Below are 20,035 nucleotides of genomic sequence, written 5' to 3'. Positions count from 1 at the left end.
GAAATTGTAGGGTTTTTCTGAGGTTGTTAACCGCGACGGGGCTCATAGATTTACGCATCTGGACAAAACCCTTACTAACGGAAAACGCTGCGACTCCAGTCACAGCGCAGGCGGATTATCGCAGGAATCGCTTTTTGGTTGGGGAAAATGTTCCGAAAAGGTTAAAGAGTGGTGATTTTATCGGAAAGAATGTGAATGTAATCGCATACACGTAAGAAAATTACGTAAGAGTTACATAAGGAAAACGATTCAGCTTAAGCGGGGGTTTTTGCCCCTCACACCAGCCTCTCCCAAAGGGGAGAGGGTTAGGGTGAGGGGAAAGGGGTTTAGTGAACCTGCGGATCCGCCGGGGAGGCGTTATTGCGGATCTCAGCGATATCCATCGAATTGAACACGTAGTGCGTACCGCAGTAGTCACAGTGCATATCAATTTCGCCGTCTTCCGCCATGATGCTGTCGATCTCTTCATCCGGCAGGGTTTTCAGCGCGCCAGCGCAGCGCTCGCGGGAGCAGGTGCACTTAAATTCCACGGACTGCGGATCGTAAACCGTCACTTCTTCTTCGTGGTACAGACGCCACAGCACGTCGGTCGCCGACAGGTTGAACAGCTCTTCCGCTTTGATGGTTTCGGTCAGCGTCGCCAGGTGCTCAAAGTCATTGGTCTGTGCGTCCTGCGCAGGCAGAACCTGCAGCAGCATACCGCCGGCAGCAGGCTGACCGTCCACTTCACCGGTGCGGATGAAGAGACGCGTCGGCAGCTGTTCAGAACGCATGAAGTAATCTTCCAGGCAAGCTGCCAGGGTATCGCCTTCCAGGCCCACCACGCCCTGATAGCGCTCGCCTTCCTCAGGGGAGATGGTGATCACCAGGTAGCCATTACCCACCAGCGTTTTGAGGTCTGCATTTTCAGGCACGTCGCCCTGAACGCGCGCCACGCCGCGCATCTGCTGCTGGTTATTGCCGTTGATTACCGCCAGCGTCATCGGGCCGTCACCCTGCAGCTGCACGGTGATATCACCGGCAAACTTCAGCGTCGCCGTCAGCAGGCTGGTGGCAACCAGCAGTTCGCCCAACAGGGTCTTCACCGGCAGCGGGTAGTTGTGGTTTTCCAGAATCTGTTTCCAGGTTTCGGATACGGTGACCAGCTCGCCGCGCACGGCGAATTGTTCAAACAGATAGCGGTGTAATTGGTCGTGTTGGGCCATTTTCATCTCTCGTGCGGGTGAGGTTAATCAGTCTCACCGTGTTTAAATTTCATCAGGTCGCGGCGCTCTTTTTTATCCGGTCGCCGGTCCGGGTGGGGCATCGTCAGCGCGTTCATTTTGCGCGCCAGCGCGGTCTTCTCGCGCTTTTCAATGCTCTCCGCCGTCTCTTCATAAAGCAGTACGGCTTCCGCTGCAGGTCGACGCTGTTCGGTAACGGCTTTAATCACCACAGTACGTTCATCGTTGCCCTGACGCAGCGTTAAGGTGGCATTCAGCTCAACCAGCTTGCTCGGTTTGCTGCGCTGGCCGTTGTAATGCACTTTTCCGCCGTCAACCATCTCGCGGGCAAGGGCGCGTGTTTTATAAAAACGCGCTGCCCACAGCCATTTATCCAGTCTTACCCCGTCAGAGGGTTTTTCTTTCATGGCGTCTCCTTCACGGTCAGTGAGGGGATCATCTGGCGATAGTCGTTTAGTCCAGGGTGGCGCAGATAGCTTTTTTCAGCCAGGCCAGAGTCAGGATTGGTCACGCCCAGACAGTAGCGAATGCCAAATCTTGCCGCGGAATCCAGAATGGGCTCGCTGTCATCAATGAACAGCGTACGTTCTGGCTGCAAACCCGTCTCTTCCCTCACCGCATGCCACAACCGCTGATCCTCTTTCGGATAACCAAATGTGTGGGTGGAAAGTAATAAATCAAGGTGCGATGCCAGGCCCGTATGCTCCAGCTTCACCGCCAGATTATGTGGATGCGCGTTGGTCAGCAAAATACGGCGCTTGCCGCTTGCTTTCAGCGCATCCAGAAAGGGCACGGTGTCCTCGCGCAGAACGGCGCGCGGGCCCTGGGCGGTGGTCATGGCACAAATATCCAAACCGAGGCGCTCGCTCCAGTAGTCAAGACAGTACCAGTTTAGCGTATGTTGCACCGCGCTATATTGCGAACGAATGAATGCCTGCGCTTCTGCCGGGGAGATCCCCTGCTGCTCGCCATAGGTTTCAGGCACCAGCGTTTGCCAGAAATAGTTATCAAAGGCGAGATCGAGCAGCGTGCCGTCCATATCCAGCAGAACGGTATCTACCTCCTGCCAGGCGATATCAAGATGCATAAGGGGGAACTCCAGCCAGAAGAAACGTGCGCGACAGGGTAGCACATCTTGCCGCGCAACGACGTTATCAGATCAGGCTCTCAGACGAGGGGATCAGCTTAGGATTGAGGCAGTTTTCATAATACTGCTGGATGTCGGCAAGCCGGGTGCGCGAGCGCTGGTAGCGGCGCAGGGCCATAAAGCCGTTCCAGAAAATGGCGATCAGCATCGCGGTCATTAGCAGAGAGGTGCCGATGTAACGCCACAAGCCTGCGCTATCCGGCATCCGGTGCAGGCCGATATGGCGAGTGCCGTTGGCGTCGGTATAAATACTCGTGACAATCCCTTCGGCGCTGAACGGCGTTTGCATCAGCATCTGCGCCAGGCGCTGGAACTGGCTCCACTGCTCCTGAGCCGGGTAGTCATAAAGCGCAACCTGCGGGTAGGGCTGATCGACCAGGTCGCTGCCTTCATCGCTTGCTATCACAAAGCCGCCCGGCGCCGGGCTGTTCAGCGCCTGAGCCGCGCGGGTGGTCTCGCGCATCATGAACGGCGACGTCGAGGTGGCAACCAGGTTATCCAGCGATTCAGCGCTCACCGGACGCAGCAGGACATTAACGCCATCCAGTCGTCCCGCTTCGGCGCGTTTCACCAGCGAGTCCCAGTCTTTGCTGTTCCCCAGGTTTACCAGGGCGTTTTTAAGGCGTATGCACTCATCCTGAGAGGAGCATAAATCCTGCGTTTTCAGGACGATGTCACCAAAATCATCCAGCAGAACCATGCCTGATTTCTGAATGGCCGAGCGCAGCGCGGGGCTGACGCGCGAATCATCGTCCGGTTTCGGGTGCAGCTGGCGGTTAACCGTCTGGGTGAGAGCCGTGGCCTTGTTCACCACTTCGGATTCCGGCAGCGGCAGCGGCGGCGCGTCGTTCCAGATAATTTGCGAACAGTCGAACGGCATGAACGGCGAGTTCTGACGCGTGTTCCACGCCCCCGGCGTGTGAATATTACACATCCCGGTCCCCTTCAGGCGCAGCGTGTCCCCCACGCGTACACCGGCTTCATCCAGTTTATTGACGCTGCTCGCTTCAATGGTTTGCGCCCCTTTGATCCACGACAGGGTGAATTTAATGGGCATATCCAGCGGCACGAAAAGCAGCAGCATGGCTAAGACCAGCGCGGCGCCGCCAGCAATGACCGTACTGCGTAGCCAGTGCTGAAGCGGGAAATTTTTCACTTCATCATGCAGGGATAAGAAGCGCCCCTGGCGCACAACGTGGCGGTCAAGGTAGATATCAATGTCGGTTTTCTGCCCTAAGTCCTGCGCGATCCACGGCTGCCAGTGGCGCGGGTAGATCAGGTCGATAATACCGAGCGAGATATTGTTGAGATGCTCCTGATCGTTTTCACCGAACAGGCCCCAGCGCTTTGGCGTCCCGCGCAGGCAGTGGATCTCGCGCAACGAGGTTTTGGCCGGGGGGGCAAAGAGACCCCAAAGCCCGCCGGCCAGCAGCAGCACCGCACCGCCAGCCAGCCAGGGGACAAACACATCCGGCGTGAGCAGGCAGATAAAAAAGAGCAGGAAGGCAGCAACGATCAGAATGGCTTCACGGATGCCGTCCGGGCGGCTCAGGGCGTACTCTTCATGCGTCTCCTGGCGAATGTTCAGCAGTTCGATCTGCTCTGTCTCTTCGCCACGAATGGACGCCTGTGTTGAACTCGCGCGTTCCAGCGCAAAACGCGGGGCTTCCTGAAGGTATTCATTCAGCGTATGGCCGTTAAGCGTGATAACCAGAGGCAATGAATCGGTGTGAATCAGCTCAACGCTGTTTTCGTCATTAATGTACTGCTCCCAGGACGGGGGCAGATGCACTTCGACGGAATCAAGGTAATAACGCCATTTGTTGGGGTCATCAGTGGTGATGCCATAGCGCGTGATGGAGCGCGTCACGCAGAGCACGGTATCACTTTGCGCATTAAGCTTTAGCGCGACGGGCGCAGCAGTGGCTCCCGTTGGGCCAGGCGTTAACTGGGTACGGTTCAGGATTTCGAGATAGTTTTCAACCGCATCGCGCTCGTCCTGCGTGAGTTTACGCGTGCTCGCACCCGCAAATGCATTTAAAAAGGGCAGACGATAACGGCGCTGTACGCGGCGCCTGTACAACCATCCTGCAACAAACGCGCCGGCCAGCATAGCAGCGAGAACAATCAAAATGGTGCTCATGCTTTCCCCATCTTACTTATCTTCTTACAGGTGTAGTCAGTAGCACCTTTACATTGAATGAGAGTCTGTGGCTGGCTATCGGCAAGTATGGAGTCGAACTTGAGCATTCTGAAGCGCATCCCAGTGACCGGTGATGATAGCAAAGCCTGTTATGGCGCGATATCAGCAAATTCCTGGAAACATTTCAACCTCTTGACATTTGTTTTGAATTGAGGATTGATCCCAGTTACGTTGCATAAATGTAAATAAAGAGCGATTGACATTGCCGAAACCGTGCGGCATATCGCACAATAACGCCAGTTCTCACTGCTAAGACCCATCAAGATGAGCAAACCACTACAAAAACCCACCATTCTGAATGTAGAAACTGTCGCCAAATCGCGCCTGTTTAATGTCGAAAGTGTGGACCTGGAGTTCAGCAACGGTGTGCGTCGCGTTTATGAACGTATGCGCCCCTCTTCGCGCGAAGCGGTGATGATTGTTCCCATTGTCGACGATCATCTGATTTTGATCCGCGAATACGCTGTGGGAACGGAATCTTACGAGCTTGGGTTCTCGAAAGGGCTTATCGACCCGGGTGAAACCGTCTTTGAAGCGGCAAACCGCGAGCTTAAAGAAGAGGTGGGCTTTGGTGCGAATGAGCTTTCATTCCTGAAAAAGCTGAGCATGGCGCCGTCCTATTTTTCCAGCAAAATGAATATCGTGGTGGCTGAAGACCTCTATCCTGAATCGCTGGAAGGGGATGAGCCGGAGCCGCTGCCGCAGGTTCGCTGGCCGCTAGCGCACCTGATGGATCTTCTGGAAGACCCTGACTTTAATGAGGCTCGCAACGTGAGCGCGCTGTTCCTGGTACGGGAATGGTTGAAGGGGCAGGGGCGACTGTAGTGGCCTGATGCCCTCACCCCAACCCTCTCCCACGGGAGAGGGAGCAAACACAAAAACGGCAACCAGAGGTTGCCGTTTTGCTTTGTTGTCAGAACAGCTCGTGCGTCTCGCCGTTATCAATAATCTCTGTCCCCACCTCGTGCACCGCCTGCGTGGTTGGCTGCGTGCCCTCGATGAAATACTCTTCGCGACTATTACCGCCGTTGGCGAGCTGACCCGTGCTGCGGTCGATATTAACCGTCACCACGCCTGGCGGTGGCGTTAACGGCTGCTCCGGCACGCCTTCAAGAACGGACTTCATGTAGGCGTCCCAGGCCGGCTGCGCGCTCTTCGCACCGCCTTCGTAGCCGGAGATCTGATCCTTAATCGCGCCGGAGGCCGTTGTACGACCTAAGTCACGGCGGTGATCGTCGAAACCGATCCAAACCGATGTCACCACGCCCGGGCCGTAGCCGGAGAACCACGCGTCTTTCGAGCTGTTGGTTGTCCCCGTTTTACCGCCGATATCATGGCGCTGCAAATCACGCCCTGCGCGCCAGCCTGTGCCCTGCCAGCCCGGTTCACCGAAGATGTTGGTGTTCAGCGCGCTTTTGATCAGGAAGGACAGCGGCGTGTTGATCACATGCGGGGCATACTCCGGCGCGCCGGTCTGTGCCACCAGAGACTGGTTAGCCTGCTCGAGCTGCGGCTGCGGCACGACGCCGTTCTGCTGCTCCTGAGACACGGCAGGGTCTTCCATGTCCTTGTTTTCAAGCACGTCGGATTTCGGCGTATTGCCATAAATGACCGGAATATCGCAGTCAGGGCAGGCAATCTTCGGCTTCGCTTCGAACAGCACGCCGCCCTGATCGTTTTCAATCTTGCTGATGAAGTACGGATCAATCAGGAAGCCGCCGTTGGCCATCACCGAGTACCCGCGTGCGACCTGAAGCGGCGTAAACGAGGCGGAGCCTAACGCCAGCGACTCGGTGCGAACGATGTTCTGCGCCGGGAAACCGAAGCGCTGCAGATACTCTGCGGCATAGTCGACGCCCATCGCGCGCATGGCGCGCACCATCACCACGTTTTTCGACTGTCCCAGGCCCTGACGGAGACGAATTGGGCCGGCATACTCCGCAGGGGAGTTCTTCGGCTGCCAGTCGGAACCGGCACCGGCATCCCAGCGGGAGATTGGCACGTCGTTAAGGATGCTGGCGAGGGTCAAGCCTTTATCCATCGCTGCCGTGTAGAGGAACGGTTTGATATTGGAACCGACCTGACGCAGCGCCTGGGTGGCGCGGTTAAATTTGCTCTGGTTGAAATCAAACCCGCCGACCAGGGCCAGGATGGCACCGTTCTGTGGATTGATAGAGACCAGGGCCGAGTTGACGTCCGGCACCTGTGCCAGCCACCAGGATTCGCCTACCTTCCGCACCCAGATTTGCTGTCCGGTCTGCACGGCATCGGTCACTTTACGCGGCGTTGCGCCCTGCAGGGTATCCGAGCGGTAAGGACGCGCCCAGCGGATACCGTCCATACGCAGCGAGACGGAAGTACCGTCCGCGAGCGTCGCAACGGCTTCCTGAGGATCGGCCTGCGTCACCACGGCAGGAAGGAGGGGACCATAGGTTGGCAGCGCCTTCAGCGTACTGGTGATTTTTTTACTGCCCCACGCGCTTTCGCCCACTTTCCAGAGCACGTTTGACGGGCCGCGATAGCCGTGACGCATATCGTAGTCCATCACGTTGTTCCGCACCGCTTCCTGAGCCGCCTGCTGGACCTTACGGGTGACGGTGGTGTACACGCGATAGCCATCTTCATAGGCCTTGTCACCATAGCGATTCACCATCTCCTGACGAACCATTTCGGTCAGGTAAGGGGATGCGAAGGCGATTTCAGGGGCGTGGTAGTTAGCGTCAATCACATCGTTACGCGCCTGGTCGTACTCGCTCTGGCTGATGTAGCCTTCGCTCAGCATGCGTGACAGAACGACGTTACGGCGCGCGGTGGCGCGATCGAGCGAGTAGAGCGGGTTAAACGTGGACGGCGCTTTCGGCAGACCAGCAATGGTTGCCATTTCGCTTAAGGTGAGTTGCTCAACGGGCTTACCGAAGTACACCTGTGCGGCAGCCCCCACGCCATAGGCTCGGTAACCCAGGTAGATTTTGTTGAGGTACAGCTCAAGGATTTCGTCTTTGCTCAGCAGCTGCTCAATACGGATCGCGAGGAACACCTCTTTGATCTTACGTATCAGCGTCTTTTCAGGGCTGAGGAAGAAGTTACGCGCCAGCTGCTGCGTGATGGTACTTGCCCCCTGAGAGGCGTGACCAGAGAACAACGCAATGCTCGCGGCACGGAAAATCCCCACCGGATCGACACCGTGGTGCTCGTAAAAACGGCTGTCCTCCGTGGCGATAAAGGCTTTTACCATCACGGGTGGAATTTGGTTTAAGGTCAGCGGAATACGACGCTTCTCGCCATACTGCGCCATCAGCTCGCCATCGGCGCTATAGACTTGCATCGGGATCTGGAGGCGCACATCGCGAAGCGTGGCGACATCAGGTAGCTGTGGCTCAATATATTTGTACAAACCGTAAATCGAGCCTGCTCCCAGCAGAATGCAACAGACTGCAAGGATGAATAAATACTTTACGAACTTCACCGGAGATTTCCCATTTGGTTTCACTTGGGCAGTTTCTAAACAATCGCGCGGTAGTATAAAGGCAAGCCTGATTCATTGATATAGCCGTCAACCCGACGGGCGATAAGGAGATCGTGAAGCATGGCTTTCAAAATATGGCAAACGGGCGTTCATATTCAACAGGATAGGGTGCTGATCGTCGCCCTGGCCCGGGAGAAGTTGGGCTGGTGCATGCGCCGCTGGTGGGCGATTCCTCTGGACGAGGGCATCATTCGTGACGGCAAAATTTGTCAGCCAGAACAGCTGGTTGATGCGTTACGCGACTGGCGCAAAACGCTGCCGCACTACCATCGGGCATTCCTTTCTTTCCCGGCAGCACGCACTCTGCAACGGGCGCTCCCCCGCCCGACCGTTGCGCTGCGCGACAGCGAGCAGCTCTCATGGCTTGGTGCGGCGCTCGCGCGCGAACTGGAGATGTCTGCTGATACGCTCTGTTTCGATTACGCGCAGGATACCTTCAGCAATACCTTTCACGTGACCGCCGCGCAAAACAACGAGATCGACACCCTACTGGCGCTGGCGAAAACGCTGCGTTTGCGGCTGGTGGCCGTTACGCCGGATGCCAGCGCGCTGGCGAATCTTCTTCCCGCGGTGGCGCCAGCGACGTGCGTCGCCTGGCGGGACGATCGGCAGTGGCTGTGGGCGATGCGCCACCAGTGGGGACGCCGCATTACCACAGAAGCCGAAAACGTGTCTGAGCTTTCAGCGCTGCTGGGGCTTGGTTCGGATGACATCGCGCTGTTTGATAGCCGACGTGATCCGTGGGAAATCCTGGAACGCTGCCATGCCCCGCTACCGGACTGCGGCGCTGATTATACCGTTGCGCTGGCGTTGGCCATGAGCGAGGTGCCCGGATGAGCATCATGAACTTTCTGCCCTGGCGACAGCAGAGACGCGCGCGATGCCTGCACTTCTGGGGCGGAATGTGTGTCGGCACCGTGCTGTTAATGTTCGCGATCATTTTCTGCCTGCGGATAAACCCTCTTATGAGGCTGCACGCGCTGCAAACGGAGCTGACGGGAACGCAGACCGTGCAGCACGCGCTTGCCTCCCGGCAGAAACTCGCCTCACAGGCGCAGAAGCCAGCGCAGACCCTTCAACGACGCGCATGGCAACCGGTGCTGGAGTCCCTTTCCCGCGCCACTCCTTCACAGGTCTGGCTGACAGAGCTTCGCTATCAGCCTCCTGCTCTGACGCTGAGCGGGTATGCCATAACCCTGCCAGCCCTGTCTGCTCTGCGCGATGCGCTGGGCCAAATAGCGGGTTTTACGCCCGGAACGGCGGGTGAGCTTCGGCAGGACAGCCAGGGGCGGTGGATGTTCACCCTCCATCTTAAAAGCGAGGGGTAATGCATGGATACCCTGTTAGAACGCTGGTGCGAAAGCCGTCCCTGGTCTCGGGTGCTTTTTTGGTGTCTGGGGAGTCTCCTGGCAGGACTGGCCGCGTGGGGCACCTTGCTCAGACCGCTAGACAGACAGTGTGCTGAACGACAGCGACAGATGATTCAGGACGCAAGGACGAACGCGGCGTTATGGCCTGCCGTCAGAAAGGTGCCGTTTCGTCCGGAAACAACGGACACACTGGCGCTGACGGCGTTTTCCCCGCTCGATTTTCAGGGCGATAACGCGACGCTGGTTCACTGGAAGCCGCTGCAGAACGGAGGGGAACTGATGCTGGAGGTGAAGTGGCAGGCTCTCCCGGCGCTTTTTTCCCGGCTGGCGCAGCGGGATGTGCAGATCGCCGCTTTCGCGATTGCACCACAAGGTACAGCGTTGCGCCTGCGGCTGGAGCTGGAACATGCGAAATAGCGCGCGATATTTGCTGGTTTGCTCAGCGCTGCTATTGACCGGCATGCGCGATCCGTTTCGCCCGCCGGACGATCCCTGCGCCATAGGCGAGCTGGCGCAGTGGCGCTACTGCGGCATGGTGGGAGGACAGCAGGCTATCGGCATTTTACAGGATGGGCAAAAGCGCTGGTACCGCCTGAAAATGCATGAGCGCTTCCCGGCAGGCTGGACGATAACAGCCATCAATGAAACGGAACTGGTTGTTGATGTGGGTGACACATGTGAACCAGGAACATGGACGTGGCAACGAGAAGGAACGAATAAGAATGAATTTACGGATAATGCTGTGGCTGCTGGCGTTCAGCCATCCGCTGTGGGCCGCCGCGCCAAAACCGGTCACGCTGGTGGTGGATGACGTGCCTGTAGTCCAGGTGCTGCAGAGCCTGGTTGCACAGGAGAACCGAAATCTGGTGATATCGCCTGACGTCGGCGGCACGCTTTCGCTCAACCTGACGCGCGTCCCCTGGCGTCAAGCGTTACAGACGGTTGCCACCAGCGCTGGCCTTGTTTTGCGAGAGGAGGACGGCATTTTTTATGTGCATACCGCGGCCTGGCAGCGTGAGCAGCAGGAACGTTCAGAACAGGAGCGAACGCGTCGACAGCTTGATGCGCCGCTGGTGTCTCACAGCATCGCTTTGTCCTATGCCGATGCCGGAGAGCTGCAAAAAGACGCGGAAAAGCTCCTGAGCCCAAAGGGAAGTTTGTCTCTCGACAAACGCACCAACCGGCTGCTGATTCGGGATAACCAGACGGTGGTGGAGACGCTGCAGCGCTGGGCCGCTCAGATGGATATTCCCGTCGAACAGGTCGAGCTGGCGGCGCATATTGTGACCATTAATGAAAAACGCCTGCGTGAGCTGGGGGTGAAGTGGAATCTCGCCGACGCCGCCGACGCGGGCAAGGTTGGCCAGCTCACCACGCTTGGCAGCGATCTATCCGTCGCCAGCGCCACCAGCCACGTGGGTTTTAACATCGGACGGATCAATGGTCGGCTGCTGGATCTGGAGCTCTCTGCGCTGGAGCAAAAACAGCAGGTCGATATCATCGCCAGCCCGCGGCTGCTGGCCTCGCATATGCAGCCGGCCAGCATCAAGCAGGGGAGTGAAATCCCGTATCAGGTCTCAAGCGGTGAAAGCGGGGCAACCTCCGTTGAGTTTAAAGAGGCGGTATTAGGAATGGAGGTCACACCGGTGGTCTTACCGGGTGGGCGCGTGCGCCTGAAATTGCACATCAGCGAAAATATGCCGGGACAGGTTCTGCAGCAGGCTGACGGCGAAACGCTGGCGATCGACAAACAGGAGATAGAAACCCAGGTGGAGGTAAAAAGTGGAGAAACGCTGGCGTTGGGCGGAATTTTTTCGCAGAAGAACAAAACCGGCAGCGACAGCGTGCCTGGGCTGGGGAAAATCCCCTGGCTTGGACAGCTTTTTCGCCACGATGGTAAGGATAATGAACGGCGCGAGCTAGTGGTGTTTATTACACCACGTCTGGTCGGTATTCGCTGACGGGTAACGATCCCCGCAATGATTTTGCATTCAGTTTGTTGCAGATGTTTGACGTGGGGCATGAATTAGCATACAAGGAGTACCGATTTGAGTTGGACTTACGTCTTATTACCTTATGCGCCCGACGCGGTGATTTAATCAGTTGCCAAACAAGCCGGAGTATTGAGATAATTTTTAGTCTGACTCTCGCTCTATTGCATATGAGGTTTCAGTTCATGTCCTGCTACGCTGGGTGTCTGCGAAGCGGGGATTACCATTAACGAATAGTCTTAGTAGTACCGATAAAATGGCAGAGAAACGCAATATCTTTCTGGTTGGGCCTATGGGTGCCGGCAAAAGCACTATTGGGCGTCAGTTAGCTCAACAACTCAATATGGAATTTTACGATTCTGATCAAGAGATTGAGAAACGAACCGGAGCTGATGTGGGCTGGGTTTTCGATGTAGAAGGCGAAGAAGGTTTCCGTGACCGAGAAGAAAAAGTGATCAACGAACTCACGGAAAAACAGGGCATCGTTCTGGCAACAGGCGGCGGTTCTGTGAAATCTCGCGAAACCCGTAACCGTCTCTCCGCCCGTGGCGTAGTGGTCTATCTTGAGACGACTATCGAGAAACAGCTGGCACGTACGCAGCGCGATAAAAAGCGCCCGCTGCTGCAGGTTGAAACGCCACCACGCGAAGTTCTGGAAGCATTGGCCGATGAACGCAATCCGCTGTATGAAGAGATTGCCGATGTGACCATTCGTACTGACGACCAGAGCGCTAAAGTGGTTGCAAACCAGATTATTCATATGCTGGAAAGCAACTGATTCTGGCTTTATATACACTCGCCTGCGGGTAAAAGCATTAAAGGTGGATGTCGCGTCATGGAGAGGATTACAGTTACTCTCGGGGAACGTAGTTACCCTATCACCATCGCGGCTGGTTTGTTTAACGACCCAGCTTCCTTTTTACCACTGAAAGCGGGTGATCAGGCGATGCTGGTCACCAATGAGACGCTGGCTCCGCTTTATCTCGACCGCGTACGCCATCTGCTTGAGCAGGCGGGCGTAAAAGTCGACAGTGTGATTCTCCCCGATGGCGAGCAGTATAAAAGCCTGACGGTACTGGATACCGTCTTTACCGCATTGCTGCAAAAACCGCACGGTCGCGATACAACACTGCTTGCCCTGGGTGGCGGTGTTGTGGGCGATCTGACCGGTTTTGCGGCCGCAAGCTATCAACGTGGCGTCCGTTTTATTCAAATCCCGACCACGTTGCTGTCCCAGGTCGACTCCTCTGTGGGTGGCAAAACGGCAGTCAACCATCCGCTCGGCAAAAACATGATTGGCGCGTTCTACCAGCCCGCATCGGTGGTGGTCGATCTCGACTGTCTGAAAACGCTGCCGAAGCGCGAGCTGGCTTCGGGTCTGGCGGAAGTGATCAAATACGGCATTATTCTTGATGGCGAGTTCTTTAGCTGGCTTGAAGAGAATATGGATGCGCTGCTGTGCCTGGATGAGGCTAAACTGGCATACTGCATTCGTCGTTGTTGTGAACTGAAAGCAGAAGTTGTTGCAGCAGACGAGCGTGAAACGGGCTTACGTGCTTTACTGAATCTTGGGCATACGTTTGGCCACGCCATTGAAGCCGAGATGGGTTACGGCAACTGGCTGCACGGTGAAGCCGTCGCGGCCGGTATGGTCATGGCAGCCCGCACCTCTGAACGTCTGGGGCAGTTTAAACCTGAAGAGACGGCGCGCATCATTGCGCTGCTTGAACGTGCAGGTTTGCCGGTAACCGGGCCGCAGGAGATGTCGGCGCAAGCGTATTTACCCCACATGATGCGCGATAAAAAAGTATTGGCAGGTGAGATGCGTCTTGTACTCCCGCTTGCAATAGGGAAGAGTGAAGTGCGCGGCGGAGTGCCGCACGATGTCGTTCTTGGCGCTATCGCTGATTGTCAGCAGGCGTAACAACTAGAAAGGTCAGGCCACTGTCGCAGGTGGTCGTTTAGCTTCAGGTGAAATGCAAAGTCGTTAGCATAAGCCTTTGAGTGGGGTGTTAAATGGATGAATTCAAACCAGAAGACGAGCTGAAACCCGATCCCAGCGATCGTCGTACTGGTCGTTCTCGTCAATCTTCAGAACGTGATAACGAGCCGCAGATCAACTTTGACGATGTTGATCTGGATGCAGACGATCGTCGCCCTTCGCGCAGCCGCAACGCGCACGAAGAGCGAGCAGAAGAGGATTATGAGTCCGAAGAAGATTCAATGGACGAACAGCCTGTAGAGCGTCGCCCGCGTAAACGTAAAAAAGCCGCTGCGCCGAAACCGGCTTCCCGCCAGTACATTATGATGGGTCTTGGCGTTCTGGTGCTAGTGCTGCTGATTGTCGGCATTGGCTCCGCGCTTAAAGCACCGTCAACGAACTCAACCGAGCAAACTGCTTCCGCTGAGAAGAGCATCAACCTGTCCGGTAACGATGCGACTAATCAGGCGAATGGCGCACAGCCTGCGCCGGGTGCGACTTCCGCAGAGCAGACCGCAGGTAACACCACAGCGCCGCAGGATGTTTCTCTACCGCCCGTTTCTTCAACCCCTGCTCAGGGTCAGGCACCTGCTACGCCTGAAGGTCAGCAGCGCGTAGAAGTTCAGGGAGATCTGAACAATGCGCTGACGCAGCCGCAGAACCAGCAGCAGGTTGATAACGTCGTGGTTAACTCTACGCTGCCAACTGAGCCGGCAACCGTTGCCCCGATTCGCGGTGGTAACGCTCAGCCACAAACGGCTGCGACGGAAACCAAACCGCGCCAGACGCAAGCTGCGACGCGTCCTGAACGTAAGCAGGCGGTGATTGAGCCTAAGCGTGAAACCAAACCTCAGGCAGTCGTGAAAGCGCCTGAAGTGAAAGCTGCACCGGCACAGCCGAAACACACCGAAACGGCTGCGGTGAGCGAGCCTGCTAAAGCGCCAGTCACGCAGACCGCGCCGAAAGCAACGGCGACCACAGCTGCACCTGCAGCAACAGCTCCGGCAGCCACGGCAGCAGCCTCCAGCGACGCAGCAGGCAAAACGGCAGGTAACGTTGGCTCGCTGAAGTCTGCGCCATCCAGCAACTACACGCTGCAGCTGAGCAGTTCGTCTAACTATGACAACCTCAACGGTTGGGCGAAGAAATCAAATCTGAAAAACTACGTTGTTTATCAGACGACCCGCAACGGTCAGCCGTGGTATGTGCTGGTCAGCGGCGTTTATTCGTCCAAAGATGAAGCGAAACGTGCCGTAGCGGCACTGCCAGCTGATGTTCAGGCGAAAAACCCGTGGGCGAAGCCGATTCATCAGGTTCAGGCCGATCTGAAGTAATGTTTAAAGCGCAGGATGCTGTCGGAGCTTTCTCCACAGCCGGAGAAGGTGTAATCAGTTAGTCAGCATGAAAAAAAATCGCGCTTTTCTGAAATGGGCAGGGGGGAAATACCCCCTGCTCGATGATATTAAAAAGCACCTGCCAAAAGGCGAGTGTCTAATCGAGCCTTTCGTAGGTGCGGGATCGGTGTTCCTCAACACCGATTTTTCTCGTTATATCCTGGCGGATATCAACAACGACCTTATCAGCCTCTATAACATTGTTAAGCTGCGTACCGAAGAGTATGTCGCAGAGGCGCGCAAACTGTTTACGCCGGAGAATAATCACCCGGACGTTTACTACCAGTTCCGCACCGAGTTTAATCAGAGCCAGGATCCGTTCCGCAGAGCGTTGCTGTTCCTCTATCTCAACCGTCATGGTTACAACGGCCTGTGCCGCTATAACCTGCGCGGGGAATTTAACGTGCCGTTTGGTCGCTATAAGCGTCCGTATTTCCCGCAGGACGAGCTGTACCACTTTGCCGAAAAAGCGCAGAACGCAGAGTTTCATTGCCTCTCATATGAAGAGTGTATGGAACTGGCAGGCGTAAACTCGGTGGTTTACTGTGACCCGCCTTACGCACCACTGTCTGCAACGGCGAATTTCACCGCTTATCACACCAACAGCTTCAGCCCGGCCGAGCAGGCTCGTCTGGCGGAGATGGCGGAAAAGCTGGTCAGCAAAAGAATTCCGGTGTTAATTTCGAATCACGACACGCCTGATACGCGCGAATGGTACAAAGCCGCGAAGCATTTTCAGGTCAAAGTGCGGCGTAGCATTAGCAGCAACGGCGGCACACGTAAAAAGGTGGACGAACTTCTGGCTCTTTATCGCCCCTGAGCCGTTTTGCCCGCCGGTAAACACATTTCAAGGAGAAGCGGATGAAACAGTTTTTGATTGCTCCCTCAATTCTGTCGGCCGATTTTGCCCGCCTGGGTGAAGACACCGCCAAAGCTCTCGCGGCTGGCGCAGATGTGGTCCATTTCGACGTGATGGACAACCACTACGTCCCTAACCTGACCATTGGCCCAATGGTGCTCAAGGCGCTGCGTAACTACGGCATTACCGCCCCGATCGACGTCCACCTGATGGTGAAGCCTGTCGATCGCATCGTGCCTGATTTCGCCGCAGCGGGTGCCAGCATCATCACTTTCCATCCGGAAGCCTCTGAACACGTGGACCGCACGCTGCAGCTGATCAAAGAGAACGGCTGCAAGGCGGGCCTGGTGTTTAATCCGGCCACGCCGCTGAGCTATCTCGACTATGTCATGGACAAGCTGGATGTGATTCTGCTGATGTCCGTTAACCCGGGCTTTGGCGGTCAGTCGTTTATCCCCCACACGCTGGATAAGCTGCGTGAGGTGCGCCGTCGTATTGACGAGTCAGGCTACGATATTCGTCTGGAAGTGGACGGCGGTGTGAAAGTGAATAACATTGGTGAAATTGCGGCAGCCGGTGCGGATATGTTTGTTGCCGGTTCAGCCATTTTCGACCAACCGGATTACAAAAAAGTCATTGATGAAATGCGCCGCGAGCTGGCGAAGGTAAGTCATGGATAAATTGCAGGCAATTCGGGGTATCGCATTTGACCTCGACGGCACGCTGGTCGACAGCGCGCCGGGCTTAACGAGCGCCGTAGACCAGGCGCTGTACGCCCTTGAACTCCCCGTTGCGGGGGAAGAGCGCGTGGTAACGTGGATTGGCAACGGTGCCGATGTTCTGATGGAGCGCGCGTTGACGTGGGCGCGTCAGGAGCGCGCGTCGCAGCGTTCCGCGCAGGGTAAACCGAGCGTTGACCACGCTGACATCCCTAAGGATGAGCAGCTGCGGATTCTGCGCAAACTGTTCGATCGTTTCTACGAAGAGACCGTCGAGGAGGGCAGCTTCCTGTTCCCGGACGTTCAGGAAACGCTGAGCGCGCTGCACGCGAAGGGCATTCCGCTGGGGCTGGTGACCAACAAACCGACGCCGTTTGTTGCGCCTCTGCTGGAAGCGCTCGATATCGCTAAGTATTTCTCCGTGATTGTGGGCGGCGACGACGTGCAGAACAAAAAGCCGCATCCGGAACCGCTGTTGCTGGTGGCAGGAAAATTATCCTTAACCCCTGCGGAGCTGCTCTTTGTTGGGGATTCGCGCAATGATATTCTGGCTGCCCGAGCGGCAGGGTGTCCTTCCGTCGGATTAACCTATGGCTACAACTACGGTGAAGCCATCACGCTAAGTGAGCCGGATGTGGTCTTCGACCACTTCAAAGATTTGTTGCCCGCACTCGGGCTTTCGCACAGTGAATATCAGGAATTGAATAATGACTAAGCCCATCGTTTTTAGTGGCGCACAGCCTTCAGGTGAATTGACCATTGGTAACTACATGGGTGCGTTACGTCAGTGGGTCAGCATGCAGGATGAGTACCATTGCATTTACTGCATCGTCGATCTCCATGCGATTACCGCGCGTCAGGATCCTGAGAAGCTGCGTAAAGCCACCCTGGATACGCTGGCGCTGTACCTGGCCTGCGGCATCGATCCTGAGAAGAGCACCATTTTCGTTCAGTCTCACGTGCCGGAGCACGCGCAGCTGGGCTGGGCGCTGAACTGCTACACCTATTTCGGCGAGCTGAGCCGCATGACGCAGTTCAAGGATAAATCCGCACGCTACTCTGAAAACATCAATGCCGGTCTGTTCGACTATCCGGTGCTGATGGCGGCAGACATCCTGCTGTATCAAACCAACCAGGTGCCGGTGGGTGAAGACCAGAAGCAGCATCTGGAGCTGAGCCGCGATATCGCCCAGCGCTTTAACGCGATTTACGGCGATGTGTTCAAAGTGCCAGAGCCGTTTATTCCGAAGTCCGGCGCGCGCGTGATGTCGCTGCTGGAGCCGACCAAGAAGATGTCCAAGTCTGACGATAACCGCAACAACGTTATCGGCCTGCTGGAAGATCCGAAATCCGTCGTCAAAAAGCTCAAGCGCGCGGTCACCGACTCTGACGAGCCGCCTGTGGTGCGCTACGACGTGCAGAACAAAGCGGGCGTTTCCAACCTGCTGGATATCCTCTCCGGCGTGACTGGCCAGAGCATTCCTGAACTGGAAAAACACTTCGAAGGCAAGATGTACGGCCACCTGAAAGGTGAAGTGGCAGACGCCGTTTCCGGTATGCTGACCGAGCTGCAGGAGCGTTATCACCGCTACCGTAACGACGAAGCTTTCCTGCAGAAGGTGATGAAAGACGGCGCGGAAAAAGCCAGCGCGCGTGCGTCCGAAACCCTGAAAGCGGTGTACGAAGCGATTGGGTTTGTGGGTAAACCGTAGGTAAAAGCAAAACGGTAACCACGTTACCGTTTTTAGGGTTTGTTCCCTCTGCCTGTGGGAGAGGGTCAGGGTGAAGGCATCAGACCGCACTTCCCTAAACTAAAAAACCGGGAAATCCCGGTTTTTTTACGCCTGAAAATCGCTTACTGCTGCGCCGCCGGGCCGCAACCGCCGATGATCTTCGAAATGGAGATCGCCGGGTGCAGCAGGTAATCGTAGCTGCAATTATTTTTGGTGTTCTGTACATGACCGGTGCAGGCAGTCAGAGTCGATAACAGGCCAACCAGAACGGCGGCTTTTGCCAGTTTGAACATACGCATTCCTTGTCTTAAAAACGAAAGTTGGATGTAACTCAAGGGAATAAAGGGAGAAATTCCACTTCGGGGCGGTATGTTATCGACAGCGGTAAGAGGGGAGTAGTCCACATAAGGACTACTCCGCAAAGGAAGAGTATGCGTTAGTGATTCGAGAACCAGTTCAGCTTATCGCGCAGCTCAACCACGCGACCCACCACAATCAGCGCCGGGCTTTCGACCTGCTGCGCCAGTTCACCGAGCTGCGTCAGTACGCCATCCACCACGCGTTGCTTGATGGACGTACCGTTTTCCACCAGCGCAACCGGCATATCAGCCTCCATGCCGTGCTCCAGCAGCTTCGCCTGAATCGTAGCGGCCTGGTTTAGCCCCATGTAGAAGACCAGCGTCTGCTTTTCCGCGGCCAGATTATGCCAGTCCAGCTCGCAGCCGGTTTTCAGATGGCCCGTTACCAGACGCACGCTCTGGGCATAGTCACGGTGGGTCAGCGGAATGCCAGAGTAAGCTGAGCAGCCGGATGCCGCCGTAATGCCCGGCACCACGGAGAACGGAATGCCCGCGTCACACAGGGTTTCCAGCTCCTCGCCGCCGCGACCAAAGATAAAAGGATCGCCACCCTTAAGGCGCACCACGCGCTTACCTTTCTGCGCCTCGCGCAGCAGGATCTGGTTAATCTCCTCCTGCGGAACGCAGTGATAGCCCGCCCGTTTGCCTACGAAGACGCGGTCGGCATCGCGGCGTACCAGGTTCATGATGTCATCAGAGACCAGGCGATCGTAAACCACGGTATCGGCCTGCTGGATCTGCTGTAGCCCTTTCAGCGTCAGCAAGCCTGCATCGCCGGGGCCTGCGCCCACCAGCACCACTTCGCCGCGATGGTCCAGCGGCTCGCTCAGCAGCTGTTCGGTCGTCTCTTCAACGGCTTTGGTGTCCTGATTCGCCAGCGACTGCGCCAGCCTGTCGTTCACAAAGAATTTTTCCCAGAAGCGACGGCGCTCGCCAACGGTCGAGAAGGTTTGCTTCACGCGGGAGCGGAGCTGCCCGGCGTAATGGGCAATCTGACCAAGGTGCTGCGGCAGCACGGCCTCCAGCTTTTCCCGCAGCAGGCGGGCGAGAACCGGCGAGCGTCCGCCGGACGATACCGCAATCATCAGCGGCGAGCGGTCGATAATCGACGGCATGATAAAGCTGGCCTCTTTCGGCGCATCCACCACGTTACAGAAGATTCGGCGCACTTCGCAGGCGTCGCTGACGCGCTGGTTCACTTCATCATCATCCGTCGCGGCAATCGTCAGCCAGCAGGTATCGAGCAGAGATTCATTAAACTCACCCTGTTCCAGCGTGAGCATCCCTTCCTGGGCCCAGACCTCAAACTGTGGGGCGAAGGTGAGGGCGTTGACGGTGAGCCGGGCGCCAGCCTCTAACAGCAGGCGCGCTTTGCGTTCAGCCACGTCGCCGCCGCCCACGAGAAGGCAGTCGCGGTTGCGTAATTGACAGAAAATCGGCAGGTGATCCACGACGTTACCTCGCAGCTTTCATGGAGGGGGTAAGAATTGACGTCAGGATAACAGCAGGAATCGTACAAAACATACGGTT

20 protein-coding genes are annotated in these 20,035 nt (G+C 56.5%); 13 read left to right on the top strand and 7 right to left on the bottom strand.

Annotated features, from left to right (window positions below; genetic code table 11):
- Window positions 1-326 precede the first annotated feature (326 nt).
- The 4 genes from hslO to SPG90_RS19000 form a co-directional block, all read right to left on the bottom strand.
- Window positions 327-1,211, bottom strand: a complete 885-nt coding sequence (gene hslO / locus SPG90_RS19015; protein WP_161495995.1) for an Hsp33 family molecular chaperone HslO — start codon at window positions 1,209-1,211, stop codon at window positions 327-329.
- 17 nt (window positions 1,212-1,228) lie between these two features.
- A complete protein-coding gene (gene hslR / locus SPG90_RS19010; protein ID WP_023309491.1) occupies window positions 1,229-1,630 on the bottom strand; it encodes a ribosome-associated heat shock protein Hsp15 in 402 nt (133 codons plus the stop codon).
- Entirely contained in the window at window positions 1,627-2,310 is a 684-nt protein-coding gene (yrfG, locus tag SPG90_RS19005) for a GMP/IMP nucleotidase (protein ID WP_032662264.1), read from the bottom strand. Before yrfG ends, hslR begins: the two co-directional genes overlap by 4 nt.
- 67 nt (window positions 2,311-2,377) lie before the next feature.
- Window positions 2,378-4,513 (bottom strand): intracellular growth attenuator family protein, encoded by a 2,136-nt coding sequence (locus SPG90_RS19000; RefSeq protein WP_047173946.1) that lies wholly within the window; start codon window positions 4,511-4,513, stop codon window positions 2,378-2,380.
- A gap of 324 nt (window positions 4,514-4,837) precedes the next feature.
- On the opposite strand from SPG90_RS19000, the gene nudE reads away from it, so the two are divergent.
- Entirely contained in the window at window positions 4,838-5,398 is a 561-nt protein-coding gene (gene nudE / locus SPG90_RS18995; protein WP_008503041.1) for an ADP compounds hydrolase NudE, read from the top strand.
- An 88-nt stretch (window positions 5,399-5,486) separates the two neighbouring features.
- Here the strand turns inward: nudE and mrcA are convergent, their stop codons facing one another.
- Entirely contained in the window at window positions 5,487-8,039 is a 2,553-nt protein-coding gene (gene mrcA / locus SPG90_RS18990; RefSeq protein ID WP_047173945.1) for a peptidoglycan glycosyltransferase/peptidoglycan DD-transpeptidase MrcA, read from the bottom strand.
- A gap of 120 nt (window positions 8,040-8,159) precedes the next feature.
- Between mrcA and SPG90_RS18985 the strand changes: the two genes are divergently transcribed.
- The 12 genes from SPG90_RS18985 (at window position 8,160) to trpS (ending at window position 18,125) form a co-directional block, all read left to right on the top strand.
- Complete coding sequence (locus SPG90_RS18985; RefSeq protein WP_047173944.1) at window positions 8,160-8,936, top strand: hypothetical protein; 777 nt, start codon at window positions 8,160-8,162, stop codon at window positions 8,934-8,936.
- A complete protein-coding gene (locus tag SPG90_RS18980) occupies window positions 8,933-9,427 on the top strand; it encodes a PilN domain-containing protein (protein WP_047173943.1) in 495 nt (164 codons plus the stop codon). Before SPG90_RS18985 ends, SPG90_RS18980 begins: the two co-directional genes overlap by 4 nt.
- Before the next feature lie 3 nt (window positions 9,428-9,430).
- Window positions 9,431-9,886: a hypothetical protein gene (locus tag SPG90_RS18975; RefSeq protein WP_047173942.1), complete on the top strand. Its 456-nt coding sequence runs from the start codon at window positions 9,431-9,433 to the stop codon at window positions 9,884-9,886.
- Entirely contained in the window at window positions 9,876-10,280 is a 405-nt protein-coding gene (locus SPG90_RS18970; RefSeq protein WP_047173941.1) for a HofP DNA utilization family protein, read from the top strand. The genes SPG90_RS18975 and SPG90_RS18970 overlap by 11 nt, the downstream gene beginning before the upstream one ends.
- Window positions 10,207-11,430 carry a DNA uptake porin HofQ gene (gene hofQ, locus SPG90_RS18965; protein ID WP_322408282.1) on the top strand — a complete coding sequence of 408 codons (1,224 nt, stop codon included), beginning with the start codon at window positions 10,207-10,209 and terminating at the stop codon, window positions 11,428-11,430. The genes SPG90_RS18970 and hofQ overlap by 74 nt, the downstream gene beginning before the upstream one ends.
- Window positions 11,431-11,716: 286 nt before the next feature.
- The gene (gene aroK, locus SPG90_RS18960) at window positions 11,717-12,238 is read left to right on the top strand and encodes a shikimate kinase AroK (protein ID WP_003861630.1); all 522 of its coding nucleotides are present in this window, start codon (window positions 11,717-11,719) and stop codon (window positions 12,236-12,238) included.
- A 57-nt stretch (window positions 12,239-12,295) separates the two neighbouring features.
- The gene (gene aroB / locus SPG90_RS18955; protein WP_023309482.1) at window positions 12,296-13,384 is read left to right on the top strand and encodes a 3-dehydroquinate synthase; all 1,089 of its coding nucleotides are present in this window, start codon (window positions 12,296-12,298) and stop codon (window positions 13,382-13,384) included.
- Between the two features lie 92 nt (window positions 13,385-13,476).
- Window positions 13,477-14,775 (top strand): cell division protein DamX, encoded by a 1,299-nt coding sequence (gene damX, locus SPG90_RS18950; RefSeq protein WP_126304233.1) that lies wholly within the window; start codon window positions 13,477-13,479, stop codon window positions 14,773-14,775.
- Between the two features lie 67 nt (window positions 14,776-14,842).
- Entirely contained in the window at window positions 14,843-15,655 is an 813-nt protein-coding gene (dam, locus tag SPG90_RS18945) for an adenine-specific DNA-methyltransferase (protein WP_023309480.1), read from the top strand.
- 41 nt (window positions 15,656-15,696) lie between these two features.
- A complete protein-coding gene (gene rpe / locus SPG90_RS18940; RefSeq protein WP_024907923.1) occupies window positions 15,697-16,374 on the top strand; it encodes a ribulose-phosphate 3-epimerase in 678 nt (225 codons plus the stop codon).
- Window positions 16,367-17,128 carry a phosphoglycolate phosphatase gene (gene gph / locus SPG90_RS18935; RefSeq protein WP_047173938.1) on the top strand — a complete coding sequence of 254 codons (762 nt, stop codon included), beginning with the start codon at window positions 16,367-16,369 and terminating at the stop codon, window positions 17,126-17,128. The genes rpe and gph overlap by 8 nt, the downstream gene beginning before the upstream one ends.
- Window positions 17,121-18,125 (top strand): tryptophan--tRNA ligase, encoded by a 1,005-nt coding sequence (gene trpS / locus SPG90_RS18930; protein ID WP_023309477.1) that lies wholly within the window; start codon window positions 17,121-17,123, stop codon window positions 18,123-18,125. The genes gph and trpS overlap by 8 nt, the downstream gene beginning before the upstream one ends.
- Before the next feature lie 143 nt (window positions 18,126-18,268).
- Here trpS and SPG90_RS18925 read toward each other — a convergent pair whose 3' ends face one another.
- Together SPG90_RS18925 and cysG are read right to left on the bottom strand one after the other, a co-directional pair.
- Window positions 18,269-18,439: a YhfL family protein gene (locus SPG90_RS18925; protein WP_008503029.1), complete on the bottom strand. Its 171-nt coding sequence runs from the start codon at window positions 18,437-18,439 to the stop codon at window positions 18,269-18,271.
- Window positions 18,440-18,582: 143 nt separating this feature from the next.
- Window positions 18,583-19,956 (bottom strand): siroheme synthase CysG, encoded by a 1,374-nt coding sequence (gene cysG / locus SPG90_RS18920; protein WP_047173937.1) that lies wholly within the window; start codon window positions 19,954-19,956, stop codon window positions 18,583-18,585.
- Window positions 19,957-20,035 lie beyond the last annotated feature (79 nt).

The sequence above is a fragment of the Enterobacter sp. D2 genome (assembly GCF_034427575.1).
Taxonomy (GTDB): Bacteria; Pseudomonadota; Gammaproteobacteria; order Enterobacterales; family Enterobacteriaceae; genus Enterobacter; species Enterobacter cloacae_M.
The sequence above is the reverse complement of the archived record's forward strand: the minus strand, read 5'-3'. Positions and strand labels throughout refer to the sequence as shown.